Source organism: Actinacidiphila oryziradicis (assembly GCF_005047355.1).
Lineage (GTDB): Bacteria > Actinomycetota > Actinomycetes > Streptomycetales > Streptomycetaceae > Actinacidiphila > Actinacidiphila oryziradicis.
Genome location: NZ_SUMC01000025.1, coordinates 95353 through 115335, shown reverse-complemented (window position 1 = coordinate 115335; position 19983 = coordinate 95353). Strand labels below are relative to the sequence as shown.

The 19983-nt window shown below is 70.2% G+C and carries 18 protein-coding genes and 1 pseudogene; 8 read left to right on the top strand and 11 right to left on the bottom strand.

The features are described from left to right. Positions 1-60: 60 nt before the first annotated feature. Positions 61-1005, top strand: coding sequence for an MBL fold metallo-hydrolase (locus tag FCI23_RS24980; protein WP_136726167.1), 945 nt, complete (start codon positions 61-63; stop codon positions 1003-1005). Positions 1006-1029: 24 nt separating this feature from the next. On the opposite strand, the gene FCI23_RS56640 is transcribed toward FCI23_RS24980, so the two are convergent. From FCI23_RS56640 to FCI23_RS24970, 3 genes and pseudogenes are all read right to left on the bottom strand, one after another. Further along, the gene (locus FCI23_RS56640) at positions 1030-1188 is read right to left on the bottom strand and encodes a hypothetical protein (RefSeq protein ID WP_169316928.1); all 159 of its coding nucleotides are present in this window, start codon (positions 1186-1188) and stop codon (positions 1030-1032) included. Between the two features lie 185 nt (positions 1189-1373). After that, a complete protein-coding gene (locus tag FCI23_RS24975) occupies positions 1374-2669 on the bottom strand; it encodes a glucarate dehydratase family protein (protein WP_136726166.1) in 1296 nt (431 codons plus the stop codon). Further along, positions 2666-2965, bottom strand: a pseudogene (locus FCI23_RS24970) (5-dehydro-4-deoxyglucarate dehydratase); the annotation flags it as partial. The pseudogene FCI23_RS24970 and the gene FCI23_RS24975, both read right to left, overlap by 4 nt. A gap of 119 nt (positions 2966-3084) precedes the next feature. On the opposite strand from FCI23_RS24970, the gene FCI23_RS24965 reads away from it, so the two are divergent. The 3 genes from FCI23_RS24965 to FCI23_RS24955 are packed head-to-tail and all read left to right on the top strand — an operon-like array spanning position 3085 to position 6206. Beyond that, positions 3085-3909 carry an IclR family transcriptional regulator gene (locus FCI23_RS24965; protein ID WP_136726165.1) on the top strand — a complete coding sequence of 275 codons (825 nt, stop codon included), beginning with the start codon at positions 3085-3087 and terminating at the stop codon, positions 3907-3909. 54 nt (positions 3910-3963) lie between these two features. Then, positions 3964-4989 carry a phosphotransferase family protein gene (locus tag FCI23_RS24960; protein ID WP_136726164.1) on the top strand — a complete coding sequence of 342 codons (1026 nt, stop codon included), beginning with the start codon at positions 3964-3966 and terminating at the stop codon, positions 4987-4989. Positions 4990-4991: 2 nt separating this feature from the next. Beyond that, entirely contained in the window at positions 4992-6206 is a 1215-nt protein-coding gene (locus tag FCI23_RS24955) for an acyl-CoA dehydrogenase family protein (RefSeq protein WP_136726163.1), read from the top strand. A gap of 490 nt (positions 6207-6696) precedes the next feature. Here the strand turns inward: FCI23_RS24955 and FCI23_RS24950 are convergent, their stop codons facing one another. From FCI23_RS24950 to FCI23_RS24935, 4 genes are all read right to left on the bottom strand, one after another. Continuing rightward, positions 6697-7680 (bottom strand): NADPH:quinone oxidoreductase family protein, encoded by a 984-nt coding sequence (locus tag FCI23_RS24950; protein WP_136726162.1) that lies wholly within the window; start codon positions 7678-7680, stop codon positions 6697-6699. Between the two features lie 17 nt (positions 7681-7697). After that, positions 7698-8294 carry a TetR/AcrR family transcriptional regulator gene (locus tag FCI23_RS24945; protein WP_136726161.1) on the bottom strand — a complete coding sequence of 199 codons (597 nt, stop codon included), beginning with the start codon at positions 8292-8294 and terminating at the stop codon, positions 7698-7700. Between the two features lie 74 nt (positions 8295-8368). Continuing rightward, positions 8369-9133, bottom strand: coding sequence for an SDR family oxidoreductase (locus tag FCI23_RS24940; protein ID WP_136726160.1), 765 nt, complete (start codon positions 9131-9133; stop codon positions 8369-8371). A 161-nt stretch (positions 9134-9294) separates the two neighbouring features. Next, complete coding sequence (locus FCI23_RS24935) at positions 9295-11982, bottom strand: penicillin acylase family protein (protein WP_246143964.1); 2688 nt, start codon at positions 11980-11982, stop codon at positions 9295-9297. A gap of 230 nt (positions 11983-12212) precedes the next feature. On the opposite strand from FCI23_RS24935, the gene FCI23_RS24930 reads away from it, so the two are divergent. Together FCI23_RS24930 and FCI23_RS24925 are read left to right on the top strand one after the other, a co-directional pair. Next, positions 12213-12824 (top strand): hypothetical protein, encoded by a 612-nt coding sequence (locus tag FCI23_RS24930; RefSeq protein WP_136726158.1) that lies wholly within the window; start codon positions 12213-12215, stop codon positions 12822-12824. Positions 12825-12930: 106 nt separating this feature from the next. Next, a complete protein-coding gene (locus FCI23_RS24925; protein WP_136726157.1) occupies positions 12931-14364 on the top strand; it encodes an amidase in 1434 nt (477 codons plus the stop codon). 22 nt (positions 14365-14386) lie between these two features. Here the strand turns inward: FCI23_RS24925 and FCI23_RS24920 are convergent, their stop codons facing one another. Further along, a complete protein-coding gene (locus tag FCI23_RS24920) occupies positions 14387-15679 on the bottom strand; it encodes a glycosyltransferase family 87 protein (RefSeq protein ID WP_246143953.1) in 1293 nt (430 codons plus the stop codon). 177 nt (positions 15680-15856) lie between these two features. Between FCI23_RS24920 and FCI23_RS24915 the strand changes: the two genes are divergently transcribed. Continuing rightward, on the top strand, positions 15857-16318 hold the full coding sequence (locus tag FCI23_RS24915) for a MaoC family dehydratase (RefSeq protein WP_136726156.1): 462 nt from the start codon (positions 15857-15859) through the stop codon (positions 16316-16318). Here the strand turns inward: FCI23_RS24915 and FCI23_RS24910 are convergent. Both FCI23_RS24910 and FCI23_RS24905 read right to left on the bottom strand, forming a co-directional pair. Next, on the bottom strand, positions 16315-16935 hold the full coding sequence (locus tag FCI23_RS24910) for a TetR/AcrR family transcriptional regulator (protein ID WP_136726155.1): 621 nt from the start codon (positions 16933-16935) through the stop codon (positions 16315-16317). The genes FCI23_RS24915 and FCI23_RS24910 overlap by 4 nt on opposite strands. Positions 16936-16985: 50 nt before the next feature. Then, positions 16986-18137 carry an acyl-CoA dehydrogenase family protein gene (locus FCI23_RS24905; RefSeq protein WP_136726154.1) on the bottom strand — a complete coding sequence of 384 codons (1152 nt, stop codon included), beginning with the start codon at positions 18135-18137 and terminating at the stop codon, positions 16986-16988. A 53-nt stretch (positions 18138-18190) separates the two neighbouring features. On the opposite strand from FCI23_RS24905, the gene FCI23_RS24900 reads away from it, so the two are divergent. Beyond that, positions 18191-18844, top strand: a complete 654-nt coding sequence (locus tag FCI23_RS24900) for a TetR/AcrR family transcriptional regulator (RefSeq protein ID WP_211265467.1) — start codon at positions 18191-18193, stop codon at positions 18842-18844. 49 nt (positions 18845-18893) lie between these two features. Here FCI23_RS24900 and FCI23_RS24895 read toward each other — a convergent pair whose 3' ends face one another. After that, a complete protein-coding gene (locus FCI23_RS24895) occupies positions 18894-19976 on the bottom strand; it encodes a Zn-dependent alcohol dehydrogenase (protein ID WP_136726152.1) in 1083 nt (360 codons plus the stop codon). Between the last annotated feature and the right edge of the window lie 7 nt (positions 19977-19983).

Below are 19983 nucleotides of genomic sequence, written 5' to 3'. Positions count from 1 at the left end.
GCCCTTCCCTGAGGGGGGCCGGGCTGTCAGCCTGGTGCCCCCAGAGCGAAGGGCACCCCCATGCGCACGACGACCGCGGCCGGTACGGCGGAAACCGAGCCGTATCTCCCGTATCTCACCGAGCTCGTGCCCGGCGTACACGCGTATCTTCAGCCGGACGGCGGCTGGTGCCTGAACAACGCCGGATTCATCAGCGACGGCCGCACCACGCTGCTCGTCGACACCGCCGCCACCGAGCGCCGGGCCCAGCTGCTCCGCGACGCGCTCCTGGCCACCGGCGCGCCCATGCCGGACGTCGTCGTCAACACCCACCATCACGGCGACCACACCTACGGCAACCGGGTGTTCGCCGACGGCGCCGAGATCATCGCCCACACCTCCTGCCGCGACGAGGTGCTCGCCGCCGGGCACCAGCTGCACCTCGTCTGGCCGGACATCGACTACGGGGACGTCCCCGTCACGGCTCCCACCATCACGTACGCCGACCGCCTGGTCATGGAGGTAGGCGACAGCCAGATCCACCTGATCCACCCCGGCACCGCCCACACCACCGGCGACACCATCGTCTGGCTCCCCGGGCAGCGGGTCGTCTTCGCCGGGGACCTGGTCTTCAACGAAGGCGCGCCCTTCATCGCGATGGGCTCGCTCAGCGGCTCGCTGCGGGCGCTGGGCGTGCTGCGCTCGCTGGACGCCGAATTCATCGTGCCCGGCCACGGACCGGTCTGCGGCCCGGAGGTGTACGACACGATGGAGGGCTATCTCTACTACGTCGCCGAGCTGGCGGCGCAGGGACGTGCGGCCGGGCGCACCCCCCTGGAAACGGCCCTCGGCGCCCATCCTGGTGAATTCTCCGCCTTGGGCCCGCCGGAACGCCTGGTCGGCAACCTGCACCGCGCCTATGCCGAACTGGACGGGCTCCCGCACGGCTCGCCACTGGACCTGGCGGCCGTCTTCAGCGACATGGCGTTGATGAACGGCGGCCAGGTCCCGGACTGCCGGGCCTGACGATCACGGTCAGGCCCGGCCGGGTCAGGCCTTGGCGGTACGGGCAGCGGCAGGGACCGCGGCGCTGTGGCCGCCGCCCCGGTCCGGCCGGTGGAGCAGCAGGACGCTGGTCGCGGCAACCACCGACACCGCCGACAGCCCGAGCAGGCCACCGGTGGTGCTGCCGGTCCTGGCCTCGACCACGGGGACTGGTGTTGCACGTGACCGGGGGATGCGTTCACGTGGCGGCTCCGGGTTCTGGGGCTGCCCGCCATTGGGCAGCCGGGGAAGGGCGGTGGATGCGGCCTGTATCCGCAACCATCGATTGAGGAACCCCGACGGCCAGCACCACCTCCGCGAGAGCGGCGGCGGTTCAGCCGCAAGGGGAGTCACCAGCGCGGGACAGCGGGGGTGACCCAGTCGGGGTCGGCCTTGCGCATGGCGGCGGCGTCGTCGCGGTCACGCATGGTGCCGTCGTCCTCGAGCCAGCGCTGGTGGAGGGCCCGCAGGGCCACGCGGTCGAGCTCGATGCCGAGCCCGGGGGCGTCGGAGACCGTGAGCCGGCCGTCGGTGAAGGTGTGGGGGATGGTGATGATGTCCTCCGTCTGCCACGGGTAGTGGGAGTCGCAGGCGTAGTCGAGGTTGGGTACGGTCGCGGCGACATGGGTCATCGCGGCGAGGCTGATACCCAGATGGGTGTTGGAGTGCATGGACAGGCCGACACCAAAGGTGCGGCAAATCGCAGCGAGCTCGCGCGTGTTGCGCAGACCGCCCCAGTAGTGGTGGTCGGAGAGGACCACCTGGACGGCGCCCTTGGTGAAGGCTTCCGCGATCTCCGGGAATGTCGTCACGCACATATTGGTGGCGAGCGGGACTTCCGTACCGGCGGCCACCTCGGCCATCCGGGCCGTACTGCTGGTCGGGTCCTCCAGGTACTCCAGTGCGTCACCGAGCTGCTCGGCGACGTACAGCGAGGTCTCGACGGACCAGGCACCGTTGGGGTCCAGGCGCAGCGGCTGCCCGGGGAAGGCCTCCGCGAGCGCCCTGATGGCGGCGATCTCCTCGTCGGGCGGGAAGACACCGCCCTTGAGCTTGAAGGACGTGAAACCGTAGTCGCGGGCGAAGCGCCTGGCCTGCTCGACGACCCCGGCGGGGTCGACAGCGGCGCCCCAGTCGTCCTTGGGCTCCTGGCCTGCCGGGTGCTCGGCCCAGCGGTAGAAGAGGTAGGCGCTGTATTCGACGCTGTCGCGGACCTTTCCGCCGAGCAGTGCGTGCACCGGCAGGCCGAGGGACTTGCCGAGCGCGTCCAGGCAGGCGACCTCGAAGCCGGAGATGACCGACAGCCGCAGCTTGTCAGCGGTCTGGACACCGCGCAGCCCCCCGACGTCGACGGAGTCCGAGGTGCCGGCCGGGTCGCCGCAGACCTGGCCCGCGAGGATGAACAGGCCGTTCAGGTCGGCGACCGAGTGGCCGGGCAGGGCGTCGGCGAGCGGGTGGGCGAGGTCGAGGTACTTGGTGTCGCCGTAGGTCTCGCCGATGCCGGTGACGCCGTCTGCGGTGACGACCTCGACGACGAGCCGGGGAGTGTACGGCTGGTGCACGCCCTGGGTGTTGAGCAGCGGCGGGTCGGAAATGAGGATCGGGGTGAGCCGCACCTCGGTGATGGTGAGGTCGGGGTTGGTCATCGTATGGCTCCCACGAGGTCGAGTCCGGTGGTCAGCAGGGCGTCGAGGTCGGCCAGGTCGTCCGGCCCCGGGTCGGTCAGCGGGGCCCGTACTGGCCCCACGGGGCGGCCGCGCAGCCGGGCGGCGGCCTTGACCAGGGACACGGCGTACCCCGGGACACGGTCACGGAGCTCGACCAGCGGCAGGTAGAAGCCGCGCAGCAGTTCCTCGGTGCGGGCGGTCCGGCCGTCGCGCAGTGCGGCGAAGAACGCGTCGGCGATCTCGGGGGCGAAGGCGTGCACGGCGGAGGAGTAGGCCATTGTCTCCGTATGTAGATGTCGTCTATGCATGAAGACGGAGACTAGGTGTGCAAGAGGGGCACGTCAATACCTCCCGCAACGGCCCGCGGTGTCGCCGCGGCATTACGATCGACCCCATGTCCGACCCCGAGCCGCGCGGCGTGCGCGAAGTGAAATCGGCGGCCCGCACCGTCGACCTGCTGGAACTCCTCGCCGCCCGCGACAACCGGCCGGCCCGCCTGCGCGAACTCGCCGAGGAGCTGGACGTGCCGCGCAGCAGCCTCTACGCCCTGCTGCAGACCCTCATCGCCCGCGGCTGGGTCCGCACCGATGCCACCGGATCGCTCTACGGCATCGGCATCCACGCCCTGCTCGTCGGCACCAGCTATATCGACTCCGACCCCCGCGTCGAACTCGTCCGGCCCTTCATCGACGAGGCCGCCGAATCGCTGGGCGAGACCATTCACTTCGCCCGTCTCGACGGCGACGACATCGTCTACCTCGCCACCCGCGAATCCCGCCAGTACCTGCGCACCTGGAGCCGCGTCGGGCGGCGCATGCCGTCCCACGTCGCGGCACTCGGCAAGGCCCTGCTCGCCGAGCGGGACGACGCCGCCCTCCCCGCGGACCCGCTGCGGCAGCTGACTCCGCACACCGTCCGGAACCGCGCGGCACTCACCGCCCAGCTGGACCAGGTCCGCGTCCGTGGTTACGCGATCGAGCGCGAGGAGGGCGTAGTCGGCATCGTGGGCTTCGGCTTCGCCCTGCGCTACGCGACCCCAGCGGTGGACGCGATCAGCTGCTCCGTGCCGGTCGCCCGGCTGACGCCACAGCACGAACGTGAGATCGCCGAGGTCATGCTGGCCACCCGCGCCAAGATCGAGGCCGCCGCCCCGCCGGCCACCGGTGGCTCGGGACCGGACTGGACGGGCACTGGACTACATACCGACCGGTCGGCATGATGAGTCGGACATGATGTTTTCCGGTGGACGGAGAACAGTGGGGAGCACGAAGAAGTGTCGACGAGTGAAAACCATCTCCCAGGACTCGACCTGACGGGGCTGCGCGAGCACATCGACCACGAGCGTCCCGGACTGGTACGGGACGTACTGCGCGGCGAGCTGATCGAGGGCGGACGGTCGAATCTGACGTACGCGGTTACCGACGGCACCTCGAGATGGGTGGTGCGCAGGCCGCCGCTCGGCCACGTACTCGCCACGGCACACGACATGGCGCGCGAGCACCGGGTGATCAACGCGCTGCGCGACACGCCCGTACCCGTACCGGAAGCGGTGCTTCTGTGCGAGGACGACGACGTCATCGGTGCGCCGTTCTATGTCATGGAGTTCGTGGACGGCACCCCGTACCGGACCGCGGAGGAGCTCGCGGCGATCGGTCCCGAGCGGACCCGCGGGGTGGTGCTCGGGCTGGTCGACACCCTTGTCGCGCTGCACTCGGTGGACCCGGCGGCGGTGGGGCTGAGCGACTTCGGACGGCCGGAAGGCTTCCTGGAGCGGCAGTTGCGCCGCTGGGGCAAGCAGCTGGCGGCATCCAGCAGCCGGGAGCTGCCGGGCATCGACGAGCTGCAGGAACGGCTCGGGAAGGCGCTGCCCGTATCGGGCCCGGCGGCGGTCGTGCATGGCGATTACAAGCTGGACAACGTCCTCGTGGGACCCGACGACCAGGTCAAGTCCATCCTCGACTGGGAAATGTCCACCCTGGGCGACCCGCTCACCGACCTCGGGCTGCTCGTGATGTACAGCGAGCAGAAGGGCGACGGCTCTCCCGTGACCACCAGCGGCGGCGCGCCCGGCCACCCCTCTCCCGCCGAGCTGATCACCCGCTACACCGAACGGTCCGGCCGGAACACCTCTGCCGTCGCCTGGTACACGGCGTTCGCGTACTTCAAGCTCGCGGTGATCGCCGAGGGCATCCACTACCGCTACACCCTGGGACAGACCGTCGGGACCGGTTTCGACCGTATCGGCGCGCTCGTCCCCGCTCTCATCGACCGCGGCCTGAGCACCCTTCAGGAAGGCTGACCATGGATTTCGCATACGACGCACGCACCGAGGAGCTGCGCGGGCAGCTGCAATCCTTCATGGACGAGCACGTCTACCCGGCCGAACCGGTCTTCGCCCGGCAACGCGAGGACGCCGAGGGCGACGCCCGCTGGGCCGCGCCCCCCATCGTCGAGGAACTCAAGACCGAGGCGCGGCGGCGCGGTCTGTGGAATCTGTTCCTGCCGGGCACGAACGGCGCCGGGCTGACGAACCTGCAGTACGCCCCCCTCGCCGAGATCACCGGCCGCAGCCTCCACCTCGCCCCGCCCGCACTGAACTGCGCCGCGCCCGACACCGGCAACATGGAAGTGCTCAGCGAGTTCGGCACCGAGCAGCAGCGCAAGCAGTGGCTGGAGCCGCTGCTCGCCGGGGAAATCCGCTCGGCCTTCGCGATGACGGAGCCGGACGTCGCCTCGTCCGACGCCACGAACATCGAGACGCGGATCGAGCGCGACGGTGACGACTACGTCATCAACGGCCGCAAGTGGTACATCTCCGGCGCCATGAATCCGCGCTGCCGGATCTTCATCGTGATGGGCAAGACGGACCCCTCGGCGGATCGGCACCGCCAACAGAGCATGATCCTGGTGCCGCGCGACACGCCCGGGGTTGATGTGCGGCGCGGCATGCGCGTGTTCGGCTACGACGACGGAGACCACGGCGGCCACGCCGAGGTGCTCTTCGACAACGTACGCGTCCCGGCCGAGAACCTGGTCGGCGAGGAGGGCGGCGGGTTCGCCATCGCCCAGGCCCGCCTCGGGCCGGGTCGGATCCACCACTGCATGCGGCTGATCGGCATGGCCGAGCGTGCGGTCGAGCTGATGTGCCGACGGGCGTCCGAGCGCGTCGCGTTCGGCAAGCCGATCGCTGCGCAGGGCGTCGTGCAGGAGTGGATCGCGGAGGCGCGGGTCGAGATCGAACAACTGCGGCTCCTGGTGCTCAAGACCGCGTGGCTGATGGACACCGTCGGCAATCGCGGTGCCCACACCGAGATCCAGGCCATCAAGATCGCGACCCCGGTCAAGGTTGGGCAGATCCTTGACCGGGCCGTCCAGGTGCATGGCGCCGGCGGCGTCAGCCAGGACTTTCCCCTGGCGGAGATGTGGGCCGCCGCGCGTACCCTGCGGTTGGCCGACGGGCCGGACGAGGTCCACAAGCGGTCCCTGGCCCGGCGCGAACTGCGGCGCCTGGCGTAGCCCTCGCCGGGCTGGCCGGTGCGGTGCCTGGTACCCCCGGCGCGGGTTGCTTCCCCTCTGCCGGGGGTGCCGCTCCTCCCCCAGCTACCTCCCCCAGCCCTCGGCCGGGACCCCAGGAGGTGCCCCCACAAACGCCGGACGGGCTGGGTGGTCGTGCGTGCCGCCACGCCATGTGGTGGTGGGGGTCGGGGCCGCTGTGGGGTGATCTCCTCGGGGCTCGCGCGTGCGGGTCCGCAGCACGCTTGCCCGGGGTGCACGCGCTCGTCCCCTGCGGGGACACCCCGGCGCGTCCCCTCCCGGCCGCATGAGCGCGTGACCGCCTCGCCGTGGCGGAAACCGTAGAAGCAACGCCCCGCCACCGAACAAAGCGCACCCGCACAACGGCGCAGGGCACGAAAACCCAGCCCGTCCGGCGTTTGAGGACGGAAACGGCAACCACCGCAGACGGCGCGCAAGCCATACCGGGCGCCCCCGGCGCAGGCAGAGCCCGTTAGGGCAGGATGACCACACGGCCCGTCGTCACGCCGTCGGCAACACGCTGGACCGCATCGGCCGCGCCTTCAAACGCGACGCGTTCGCTGACCAGCGGCTTAACCGTACCCTCGGCGGCGAGGCGGGTGAGCTCGTCGTGGCAGCGCCGGATCGCAGCGGGGTCGTACGTGTTGTACAGGCCCCAGTGCAGGCCGAGGATCGAGTAGTTCTTCACGAGGGCGTGGTTGAGCGCGGGCGCCGGAATCGTGCCGCTGGTGAAGCCGATCACCACGATCCGGCCCTCAAAGGCTATGCACTTGACGGACTTGGCGTAGGCGTCACCGCCGACCGGGTCGTAGACCACGTCGGCGCCACGGCCGCCGGTGGCCTCCTTGACGACTGCGACGAAGTCTTCGCTGTGCCGGTCCACGACGATGTCAGCGCCCAGATCGTGCGCCACTTTGGCCTTCGCCGGGCCGCCGACGACGCCGATGACCGTCGCGCCCGAAGCCTTGCCGAGCTGGACGGCAGCGCTGCCGACGCCGCCCGCGGCGGCGTGTACGAGCAGCGTCTCGCCGGGCTGAAGCGCGGCCCGGCGGTGCAGTCCGAACCACCCCGTCTGGTACCCGATGTGAAGGGCTGCGGCCTCGGCGTCATCGAGCGCCCCGGGTGCGGGGAGGACACCGGCGGCCGGGACTACGGCCAGTTCGGCGAAGGCCCCGTGGGGAAGCGCGGCCGGGGTGATGACGCGAGTGCCGGGTTCGGGCCCCGTTACTCCCTCGCCGAGCGCCAGCACCTCGCCGCACAGCTCGACGCCGGGGGTGAAGGGCAGGGGCGGTCGTATCTGGTAGTGGCCGCGGCACAGCAGCGCGTCAGGGAAGTTGACGTTGGCGGCACGCACCCGTAGCAGCACTTCGCCGGGGCCGGGCTGGGGGTCGGGGATCTCGTCGAGGCGCATCGCCTCGCGCGGTTCCCCGTTCTTGTGCACACGCCATGCCTTCACTTGCGGCTCCATCCGGGTCAGGGCTGCCGTACGGAGTACAGCAGCAGGTCTGCGAAATCCGCGGCCACCTGCTCGGCGGAGAGCGGTCCGCCCTCGCGGTACCAGAGGCCGAGGTGGTGCACCGAGCCGAAGAAGAAGTCGACGACGAGGTCCGGGCGGAGCTCGGCCCGGAACGCCCCGTCGCGCTGGCCCTCCTCGACCAGGGCGCGGAATTTCTCGTGGTAGCGGCGGCGTTCGGCGCGCACCGCCTTCTGCTTCTCCGGGCTCAGCTGGTGCATGGACCGGAAGAAGATCTTGCTGTCGTCGAGGTTGGCGATACTGGTGGACACGACATCGGCGGCGGCCTCGAGGAGCCGCTGCGACACCTTCTCGTCCTTGACCGCGATCGCCTCCAGGCGCTCCAGCTGGAGCCGGAGCACCCGCGCGTAGATCTCGTGGAGGAGATCGTCCTTGCTGCCGAAGTAGTGGTAGAGCGCGCCCTTGGTCACCCCGGCCGCCTCGACGATCTCCTGCACCGAGGTCCGGTCGTATCCGCGTTCGGCGAAGAGCCGGGTGGCTTCGGCGAGCAGCCGCTGGGGAACAGCGGTCGCTTTGGGGGTGGTGGTTCGTGCCATGACCGGCCCTTTCTCCGTGCCGGTACTCCGTTCTGCGTACCGGCGCGCCGCCCAGCATACCGAGCGGTATGCCACTAGCCGGAGTGCTCCAGCTTCTGCTGCAGGCGGTTCATGCTGTCGATCCAGCGATCGGTGTCCGTGGCACGCGCCGCGTAGTACTTCCCCGCCTCGGGGTGCGGGAGGATCAGGAACCGTTCGTCCGCGATCCCCTGGAGCACCGCCTCGGCCACCTCCTCCGGCTCGATGGCGGTCGGCGCGAGCACCAGCTCTCCGGCCGCGCCGGAGGCGCGCAGCATGTCGGTGCGGACGCCCTGGGGGCATACGGCGTGCACCCGGATGCCGCGATGGCGGTACGTGAGGGCCAGCCACTCGGCGAAGGCGAGCGCGCCGTGCTTGGTGACGGAGTAGGGCGCCGCGCCGATCATCGTGAGCAGCCCGGCCGCCGACACGGTGGCGATGAAGCGGCCACTGCCCCTGTCCAGCCATTGGGGCAGCAGCTCACGGGTGGCTCGCACATGCGCCATGACATTGACGTCCCAGGCCTGGAGCCATACCTCGTCATCGGTCTCGGGACCGCCGCCGGTGCCGACTCCGGCGTTGGCACAGAAGATGTCGATCGTGCCGCCGAGCGCTTCGCGGGCCTCGGCCACGATCCCGGAGGCGTCCCCGGCTACGGCTGTGCCGCCGATCTCTGCCGCGACCTGTTCGGCCGCGCCGGCGTCTAGGTCATTGACCACGACTCGTGCGCCCTCATCGGCGAACCGGCGGGCCAGTGCGGCTCCGATGCCGCCGCCGGCTCCGGTGACGACCACCCCGGCATCGCGCAGCACTTCCACCATCGTCGTTTCTCCCTGGGCTCGGACCGGCTTGGCTCACATACTAAGCGGTCGGTCACATCCGGGGAAGGAGCCGCGGGCATCAGCCGCTCGTGTCGCGTGGCGTGCGGGCCGGATCGCGCACTGAGGCGTGATCCGGCCCGTACGTAAGTCACCGCACCGGGTCAGCGGTGCGCCGGGAACTCCACGACCTGCTGGAACGTCGGCCGGTTCTGCCAGCTGATGTTGTAGTGCTTGATGCCGCCCAGCGTCCGCTGGACGATCGAGTCGGCACACCACTGGGCGCCGGCACTGCAGGTGGTGTCACCGGGGTACACCGTGGCAGCGGATTCCCCGATGGCCGTCTTGAGGGTGCTGAGCAGCGTGTCCCGGCAGGCGGACAGGCTGCCGCTGCCGCAGTACGACTGGCTCAGGCCACCGCTGACCGTATCGCCGAGGACCGAACGCAGGTCCTTGTCGACGTAGGACCACCAGCCGTACTGGAAGGAGCTGCCGGCGTGCGAACCGGTCGGCCCGTGCGCCGTGGACGGTGACTCGTCGATCGTCAGGTCGCCGGTCAGCGCGGTGTACAGGTCGCTGCCGAGACCAGGCTGGAACTCGGCTTTGACCAGCAGCGGCCACCAGGCGTCCAGGGTCTGGATCGCGGTGGCGTTGGCGTAGGTCTGGGAGCCGGCCGAGGTCTCGGTGCGCTTGCTGCCCGCCGTCACCCAGGCCGTCAGCTGCGACACGGCGGTGGCGAGCGAGGAATCGGTGACGGTCTGGCTGTTGATCACCCTGAGGATGTCCGGCAGTACGTCCTCAGCGCGCAGGTCGGTCAGGGAGGCGTCGGACATGGCCTTGACGAGCAGGGCGCGGGTGACGCCGCCCGCCGCGACCAGCTTCTTCACCCTGGCGTCGAGCAGGCTCGCGCGGTGCACGGAGCCGTAGCCGAAGCCCGCCGAATCGTAGTCCTTCGCCTGTTTGTTGTTCCAGGAGATGTAGTAGTCCTGGTCGACGGATTGCGGATGCTGCGCGGCCGGGGTGTAGGTGGCGGCGTTGGTCACCGGGTCCCAGCCCGACCACTCGTACGCGGGTTGGCCCCAGACCGGGAGGTCGGCGGCCACCCCGGTGGCGCGGACCGGGTTGTTGCCGCTGTTGTAGTAGGCGGTGTGGGTCGAGTCCACGTAGAACCAGTTGAAGGTGTAGTTGATGTGGCTCGCGGCCGACTGGAAGGTCGCCGGACTGGTCACATAGCCCGGGTCGTTGAGCATCTGGAAGCCGACGATCGAGTCCGCCTCGTGCATGTACGAGGTTCTCAGCGAGGTGTACGCGACCTTCACGCCACCGATCGTCGCCCTGTCCTGCACCAGTCCGTACTTGGTGCGGTAGACCACCATCGTGTAGCCGCCGGCGGCGGTGGAGTCGGCGGTCGTCGGGGTCCAGGCGTTGGTCTGCGTCAGCTTCTCCATGGCGGTGCAGGTGCCGTGGTAGAGGTAGTGGTAGTCGTCCGTGCAGAGCTGGACGGCGTAGGTGTCGGTGACATCCTGCATCGCGGACGTGGCGCTCCAGGAGTAGTCCTGGCCGCGGCCCAGCTCCACGTACATGCTCAGTCCCGCGAAGGCCGCGCCCCGCGAACTGATGCCCGGACCCTGCAGTTCCTCGAGCATGAGCAGCTGCGGTGCGAAGTAGCCGGTCTGAGGCCCGAAGACGGCGACGGGGTGGCCGCTGGCGGTGTGCGCGCCGCTGACCACGAGGGCGTTGGACATACCGGTCTTCTGGGCGGTCAGGCTGGTTACGGCCGCCGCCGCCGAAGCGGCGGAGGCGGTGCTGGTGGCCGCGCTGCCGGTCTTGTTGTACAGAAGTGGTTCCTCGGTCACCGATCCGGAGTCGGGCAGCGCCTCGCCCTGCGGGCTGGCCGGTTCGGTGGCGTACGGGAAGCTCGAACCGTCGTGGACGGTGAGGACGGCCTCGGGGTCGTTGCGCTCGCGGAAGGACTCCCAGGCCTTGGTGCCCGCGGTGACGCCGTACTGCTGCTGTGCGTCCAGCAGGGACACCGCGTTCTGGACTTCGCCACCGCCGCCCGAACCGAAGAGCGCGCCGATGACGGAGGCCAGCGCGATCAGGTCGGTGAGCTTGAAGTGGTCGATGGTGCCGGCGTTGGTGATGGAGTCCTTGTGACCGGTGAGCACATACTCGCCGGGGAAGTAGCGGCCACTGTCGGAGGCGTCGATGTAGGCGTTGATGCCGTCGATGTACGACTGGGCGTCGGCCAGCGCCTGCGTGCCGCGGGTGCCGTTGTTCGCCGAGATGTAGTCGATCTGCGCCTGGAGGTCGGCCTCGGTGTACGGGGCCACCCGGTAGAACTCCTGCTCAAGGCCTTGGTTGGCCAGCGCCCCGCCCGCGAACGAGGTCAGGTTGCCGCGCCCGACATGACGGAAGAGATCCATCATCCAGAGCCGGTCCTCGCCCGCGGCGTAACCGGCGCCGTACTCGGTGCCGGAGCGGGTGGTGCCGGTGATGTGCGGCACTCCGGTCGCCTTGTCGCGGACGATCGTCACATCGCTGCGCGGCGTCTCCGTCGAGGCGACCTGGCTGGACGTGACACCGAAGGAGGAGTCGTTGAAGAAGTTGCTGATGGTCGAGTTGGTGAGGGTCTGATAGCCGGTTGCCAGGTTGGCGTAGGGCCCGAGCTGGTCCTCGGCGTGGCTGGGCTCGATGCCGAGCGTCTGGTTGAGCAGGATCTGGGCGAGGGTGGCGTTGCCGTTCTCGCCGGGAGGCAGGATGTCGGAACACTGCGACTGGCAGTAGTCGGTGGTGGTGGCGGCGTTCGCCGCCTGAGGGAGAGGTAAGACTAAGGTGGTTCCGAGTGCGATGAGCGCCGCTGCGGCGACAGTTCTGAGCTTGCTGATGCGTATGCGCACTGCTGCTCCTCCCGAAGACCAATGCCCGCGATGTTACCGGGGGTTACTACTGGTTGGTAAGAGGCCAGGGCGCCGGTGTCCGGCAGTCCCGCGTCCAAGGCGTGGACCACTTCGGGATCCAAATCGCGGTCCCATACGTCCATCTCTCAGCGATGCGGTTCCGAAGACGGAGGTGGCATGCCATGGCCGGTTTCCGAAGTCTGGCGAGACAAGTGCACGACCCGCGGTTCGCCCGCGCGGCTCGGCGCACCTATCTGCGCAGATGCCTCGAACGATTCGCCCCGTACGGGCATCGGGCGACCTGGGATCATCTCTGTGCGCGGGCCGGTATCGCTCCGCTGGACCGTGATCCCGACCCGGCGCGGCTCGTCGCGGCCCTTGAGGAGCTGGAAGAGGCGCGGATCGTCTGGCTTGCCTACGAAGCGGAGTTCGCCGCCCGCCGCAAACGGGAGAAGCACGACGGCCTCCGCCGGCCCAGCCCCCTCGACGACTGGCACCGCCGCACCTGGGGCGGCAACGGAGTCGCCTGGTGCGACGACCCGCGTCTGCATCCCTCCGATCGCTTGGCCGACGTGCTGCGGCGCATCATCAGCGCCATCGAATCGGCCCCCGCCGACAAGTGCCCCGCCTGCGCGGACACCCGGATCGTCTGGCGCCAGGATCTCAACCACTACCCCCGCTCCGGTCCGGTCTGCACCGGCTGCGGCATAGTCGTACCCATTCCTGTGCTCACCCCCCGCGCCATCGAATACGCCAAGCAGGCCCGGCTCGCCGAGCACCTCGCCGTCCGCTGACTCAACTCTCTCCCGCATCATCCGCCCCTGGCCGTCAAGGCGGCCGGGGGATCCTCACAGCATGGGGGCTGGTCGTTACCGCCGAGTAGTGCCAGGATTTCGGTTCATGGCTGAGCTGCATGATCTGACGGCGTTGGAACAGGCGGAGGCGGTCCGGACGGGTGCGGTATCCCCTGCCGAGCTGACCGAGCACTATCTGGACCGCATAGAGCGGCTGGACAAGACTTTGGGCGCGTACATCACTGTGACGCCGGAACTCGCCCGGAAGCAGGCGGCACAGGCCGAATCGGAGGCAGCCGAAGCACGCCGGGACGGCCGGAAGCTGTCGCCGCTGCATGGCGTGCCCGTGCCGGTCAAGGACCTCAATTTTGTGGCAGGAGTACGCGCCACGCTCGGTTCGGCGGCGTATGCCGACCATGTGCCGGACGTGGACGACCATGTGGCGGCCAAGCTGCGCGAAGCCGGAACGATTCTGCTGGGGAAGACGAACACCCCCGAGTTCGGGCTGCCCTGCTACACGGAGAACCGTCTCGCGCCGCCCGCGCGCACTCCGTGGGACCTTGAGCGGTCGGCGGGCGGGTCGAGCGGGGGCGCGGCGGCGGCTGTGGCGGCCGGCCTGGCACCGGTCGCGCAGGGCAGCGACGGCGGCGGGTCGATCCGGATCCCGTCTTCCGTGTGCGGGTTGTTCGGGATCAAGCCGAGCCGGGGGCGGGTGAGCGGCGGCCCGGTGCAGCATGACGTCAGCGGGCTGAGCAGCAGCGGCCCGCTGGCGCGTACGGTCGCGGACGCCGCGGCGCTGCTCGATGTGCTGTCCGGACCGATGCCTGGCGCGCCGTACGCCGCGCCGTCGTTGCCGCCGGGCGAGTCGTTCGCCTCATATGTGTCGCGTGAGCCGGGGCGTCTGCGTGTCGTGGGGCTGCCGAGCCCGCCGGTGCCGGGGGTGGAACTGCATCCGGACTGCCGGGCGGCGTACGACGGGGCGGCCGGGCTGCTGCGCGAGTTGGGCCATGAGGTGGACGAGATGGAACTGCCGGTGGACGAGGGCGCCCTCGGCGCGTTCACCAAGGCGTGGGGCGTGATGGCCACCGTGTATCCGGTGGCGCCGGAGCAGGAGGAGCTGCTGATGCCGCTCACCCGGTATCTGCGGGCGGAGGGCCACAAGGTCTCGGGGCCGCAGTTCGCGGAGGCGCTTTACACCTTCCGGGCGATGGGGCAGCTGATCGCGGATGCGCTGCTCGGGTCGTACGACGTGATCCTCACCCCGACCCTCGCCCAGCCGCCCGCACTTGTCGGCAGCCTGCGCGACGACGCCGACCCGGCGGCTGAGTTCGCGGCCCTGGCGGCGTTCACACCGTTCACACCCATCTTCAACGCGACGGGCCAGCCCGCGGTGAATGTGCCATTGCACTGGACGGAGGCGGGGCTGCCGATCGGCGTGATGTTCGGGGGACGATACGGCGACGAGGCGACCCTGATCTCCCTCTCGGCCCAGCTGGAGGCGGCGCGGCCGTGGGCCGGCCGGCGTCCGGCCCTCTGGTGACCCGCTCCGGCTCCGGCCGGCTTTAGCAGGCAGCCCGCCAGAGCCGTACGCAGGACAGCAAGGTGGCGGCCAGGAGGAGCCCGTTGCGGAGGGCGAGGACGGCGAAACCCTGCCAGGAGCTGTTGACCACGGCTCCGAAGAACAGTGGGAAGTCGACAGTGGTGACGGCGGCGGCGAGCAGCAACATGATGGCGACCGGCCGCTGGGTGGTGCTCCGTACTGTCAGGCAGGCGGCGCCGAGGCCGATGAGCCAGACCAGGTACTGGGGGCTGATGACCCGGCTGGTGACCGTGAAGAGCAGGACAGCGGTGAGGGCCGCGTCATACGGGGTGGCCGGGGTCCAACGGCGGGCACGCAGCCGCCAGAGCAGCAGCCAGGCGAAGGAGATCGCGGTGAGGACGAGGGAGGCACGCGCCACGGAGGAGACGTAGGGCCCGAGGTATTCCATGGAGCCGTAGCGGAGCTCCACGCGGCCGGGCCAGCCGACGAGCCGGGCCAGGTTGAGCGCGGTGCCACCGAGGGACTCGATTTCGACGCCGCGGTGATGCTGGGCGGCGAGGAAGTCCAGGGCGCCACGGAAGACGGTAGCGAGGAGAAGGAAGATCGCGGCGGCCGAGCTGAGCACGGCGGCCCAGGCGTGGCGGGTGGCGCGGCCCCGGGGGGTGCCCAGGACCGTGAGGGCGGGCCAGATCTTGATGAGGGCGCCAAGGCCGGCGAGGGCGCCGCCGCGCAGGGGGCGGCCGGGCATGGCCAGCAGGCCGAGGACGCCGATGGCGGTGACGAGGATGTCGTAGCGGGCGTAGGCAAGTTGCAGCATCAGCGGGAGGCCGAGCGCCCAGAACCAGGCGCCGGCCGTGCTGTGTCCCGGGCGGCCGGTGCCCGCACGCAGCAGGGCCAGGAGGGTCACGGCGTCGGCGGCGAACATCAGCAGGACGAAGGCCTGGAGATAGCTGAGGCCGGGCAGCAGGTTGGGCGCGGTCATGACGAGGGCGGCACCGGGTGGGTACTGCCAGGTGACATCGCCAATGGGGAAGCTGCCCTGGGACAGGACGTGGCTCCAGTGGTGGTAGTACTCGTGGACCTCGAGGGCGATGTCGCCGGCGCCCCGGCGGAGCAGGGCGAGCATGACGAGGCGGCTGGCGCACCAGTAGGCGATGAGGTTGAGCCACTGCTGCGGCCAGGTGCGGGGACGGGTCCAGCGAGGCCTGCCGTGGCGGACGCCGAGAGGGGAAAGCGGGGCGACGGGAATGGGAAGTGGCGTCCCGTCACCCGGCCGTGCGTTCTGCGGGCTGGTTTCTGCCGGCGCTTCCGCCACCGTCGCCTCCGCGTTCCCTGGAATCCGACCCACCCAGATGCGGACAAACTTATACATAACATAATCAGTTCCGAAGCCCCCTCGCCGTTGACGGGGGCGTTGACAGGACCGCGCCCCGGAAGCATGCTGGGCAGGCACTGAGCAAGCGCTTAGAAACCGATGACGAGGAGGCACGGGATGCCGGAGGCCAGGACCTTCGCTTCACTGGACGAGCTGCGGGCCGCCGTGGGCGAAGAGCTCGGCACCACAGGGTGGCTGGAGATCGACCAGAAGCGGATCGACCTGTTCGCGGACGCGACCGGTGACCACCAGTGGATCCATGTGGACCCGGACCGGGCAGTTCAGGGGCCGTTCGGCGCGACCATCGCGCACGGTTTCCTGACGCTCTCGCTGATCCCGTCCTTCACCCCGGAACTGCTGCGGGTCGAGGGCGTGAAGATGGGCGTCAACTACGGGGTGAACAAGGTCCGCTTCCCCGCGCCGGTACCGGTCGGCTCGCGCCTGCGGGCCTCCGGGCAGATCGCCGAGGTGACGGAGGTGACGGGCGGGGTACAGCTCATCACTCGGATCACGATCGAACGCGAGGGCGGGGAGAAGCCTGTCTGCGTCGCGGAGACGGTGTCGAGGTTCTATCTCTAGCGGCCACCGGCCGGACTGACCATCCGCAGGACGAGGCCGGCGTAGAGCGCGCCGACCTCGTCGGGCGTACGACGGCCGTCCGGGTTGAACCAGCGGGCGACATCGATACAGAGCGACAGCACGGCAAGAGTCGTGCCGGAGACCTCCGGGACGTCGAAGTCGCCGGAGCGCACCCCGTCCTGGATGATCGAACGGACAGCAGTCTCGCTCTGCCGGCGCAGCGCGACGATCTCGGTGTAGTGCTCCACGCTGAGCGCATCCAGCTCGTACTGGACGACACGCCCGGTGGTGTGGTGTTCGGCGTGCCAGCGCACAAACGAACGTACGGCGTCGGCGAGCCGCTCAGCCGGGGGACCGCCGCCGCTCGCCGCCTCCTGGAGGAGGCCGAGAGAGAGCAGATGGCCGACCCGGCTGATCTGATAGAGCAGCTCTTCCTTGGTCTTGTAGTGGATGTAGAGCGCGGCGGGACTCATCCCCGCACGGCCGGCGATGTCGCGGGTGGTGGTCGCGTGGTACCCGCGCTCGGCAAAGGCCTCCACCGCGGCGATCACCAACCGCCGGGCCGCGTCCGGGGTGATGTCGCCCCACGCCTCGGTCCTTCTCGCCTCCACGTCCATGGCGGACACCTTACAACGAAGCTGAGCAAGCGCTTAGCGCTCCGGGATACTCAGAAGGCGGAGACCCCGGTGAGGGCTCGGCCGATGAGCAGCTTGTGGATCTGGCTGGTGCCCTCGTAGAGCGTCATGACGCGGGCGTCACGCAGCAGCTTTCCCGCCGGGAACTCGTCGATGTAGCCGTAGCCGCCGAAGACCTGCAGGGCGTTGTTGGCGCAGCGGACCGCCGCCTCGCTCGCGTACAGCTTCGCCACCGAGGACTCGGTGGCGAACGGCAATCCGCGGTCTATGCGGTCGGCGACCCGCCAGGTGAGCAGCCGGGCCGCGTCCACATCGACGGCGATGTCGGCTATCAACTCCTGCACAAGCTGGTGGCGGGCGATCGGCTTACCGAACTGCTCGCGCTCGCCCGCGTACGTCACCGCCGCGTCCAGGCAGGCCTGGGCGATGCCGACACACCCGGCAGCCACCGACATCCGTCCCTTGGCGAGCGCCGACATGGCGACCGAGAAGCCCTTGCCCTCGGGAGCGATCATCGCAGAGGCAGGGACGCGGACCTGGTCCAGGACGAGTTCGGCAGTGGCCTGACCGCGCAGCCCCAGCTTGCCGTGGATCTCGCGGCGGGTCAGTCCGGGCGTGTCGGCCGGCACCAGGAAGGCGCTGATGCCTTTGTGGCCCGGTTCGTCCCCCGTGCGGGCGAAGAGCAGGACGACATCGGCCCAGGTGCCGTTGGTAATGAACATCTTGGTGCCGCTGATGACATATGTGCCGCCGTCGCGCACCGCGCGGGTGGTGAGGTTGGCGGCGTCCGAACCGGTGCCGGGCTCGGTGAGACCGAAGCAGCCGACCGCCTCGCCGGCGCAGAGCCGTGGCAGCCACGCGTGCTTCTGCTCCGCGCTCCCCCATGCCGCTATCGACTTGGCGACAAGCCCCAGGGATACGGAGACGATTCCGCGCACCGAGGAATCGGCACGCCCGAGTTCCTCGGTAACGAGCACATATGCGAGGTGGTCGCCGCCGGAGCCGCCGTACTCCTCTGCAATGGTCAACCCCAGGAAGCCGAGCGCGCCCAGCTTCTTCACGATCCCCCGGTCCACGCTCTCCGCACGGTCCCAGGCGAGCGCGTTCGGGGTGATCTCACGGTCGGCGAAATCCCTGGCCAGCCGCTGGACTGCGGCCTGCTCCTCACTGAGCTCAAGGTTCACGGGGGCATCCCTCATAAATTAGCACTGCTAGTTTCAGATAGACGGCCCCTACTATGTGCCGCATGGCACGTCCCCGCAAGCCCTTGCTCAGCCGTGAGCGCATCGTCTCCGCCGCTCTGGCGCTCGTGGACGCCGAAGGGCTGCAATCGGTCTCCACGCGGCGGCTCGCGGCCGAACTCGGCGTGAGCGGGCCGTCGCTCTACAACCACTTCGCGACCAAGGACGAGATTCTCGACGCCGTCGCCGACACCGTCGTCGCCCAGGTCGACCTGTCGATGTTCGACGGTGGCCCGGACTGGCGCGCGGCGCTGCTGGGCTGGGGCCGCTCCTACCGCGCGGCGCTCACCGCCCACCCCCACATCGTGCCCTTCCTCGCCCAGGGCCCGGGCCGGCGCCCGGCCGGACTGCGTATGGCCGATGCCGTCTTCGGCGGCATGACCGCCGCCGGCTGGCCGCCGGCCCACGCCACCCGCATCGGCGCCCTGATGCGGTACTTCGTCGCCGGATCAGCCCTCGGCTCCTTCGCCCGGGGCTTCGTCGACGACGCATCGGCCTACGACCCCGCCGACTACCCGCATCTCGGGCAGGCCCATCTGCTCGCCGACCATCAGCATCGGGTCGACGAGGGAGCGTTCGAGACCGGGCTGACGGCCCTCGTCGACGGGCTGGTGCTGCAATACCAGCGGCTGACCGCCATAGGCGGCTGAGACCCCCTGGGCGGGCGGGCCGCCCGCCCGCCCGGTGCCCGCGCTGCTGTCAGAAGACGATCAAGGCTCGGCCGCCGCGCCCCGCGAGCATCGCCTCGAAGGCCCCCGGGATGCCGTCGAGGCCGATCCGCTCGGTGACCAGCCCGCTCAGGTCCAGCCGGCCGGCCCGGACGTGCCCGGCGAGGACCGGGAGGTCGGCGGCCGGGTCACTGTTGCCGTAGACGCAGCCGGAGAGCGTACGGCCGAAGTAGAAGATTTCCAGGGCGGAGAAGGAGACGTGGTCGTCCTTGCCGCCGATGCCGACGACGGTGGTCCGGCCGCCCCGGCGGGTGGCGGACCAGGCGGTACGGATGGTGTCGGCGCGGCCGACGCATTCGATGGCGACATCGGAGCCATGGCCGCCGGTGAGCTTGCGGATGTGCCTGGCCGTGTCGGGCGAGGCGAGCAGGAAGTCGGTGGCTCCGGCGGCCCTGGCCAGCTCCTCCTTGTGGGGCGAGGCATCGACGGCGATGAGCGGGCCGGCGCCCGCGATACGGGCGGCCTGGAGGACGGAGAGCCCCACTCCCCCGGCGCCGAAGACGGCGACGGACTCGCCGGGCCGCACGGCGGCCGAGTGGTGCACGGCGCCGTATCCGGTGAGGACGGCGCAGCCGAGCAGAGCGGCGTCGGTGAGCGGAACGCCGTCGGGTAGGGGAAGCACCGCATTGGCCGGGACGACGGTCTCCTCGGCGAAGACCGCGGTGCCCAGGCCCGGGTAGAGCTCGCTGCCGTCGCGGGCGAGGGTGGCGTAGGGGGCGGTGGCGGCGGCGCCGGAGTTGGCGCAGAGCCAGGGTTCGGCGAGGCCGCAGAAGTGACAGCCGCCGCAGGAGGGGGCCCAGTTGAGGACGACGGGGTCGCCAGGGGCAACGGCGGTGACGCCCTCGCCGACAGAGGTGACGGTGCCGGCGCCCTCGTGACCGAGGACGGCCGGGACGGGCTGGCGGAGGGTGCCGTTGGAGAGGGAGAGGTCGGAGTGGCACACCCCGGCGGCGGCGAGGCGGACGCGCACCTGGCCGGGGCCGGGGGCCGGGATCTCGATCTCGGTGATCTCCAGCGGGGCGTTGACGGCGGACAGTACGGCGGCGCGGACCATGGCGGCT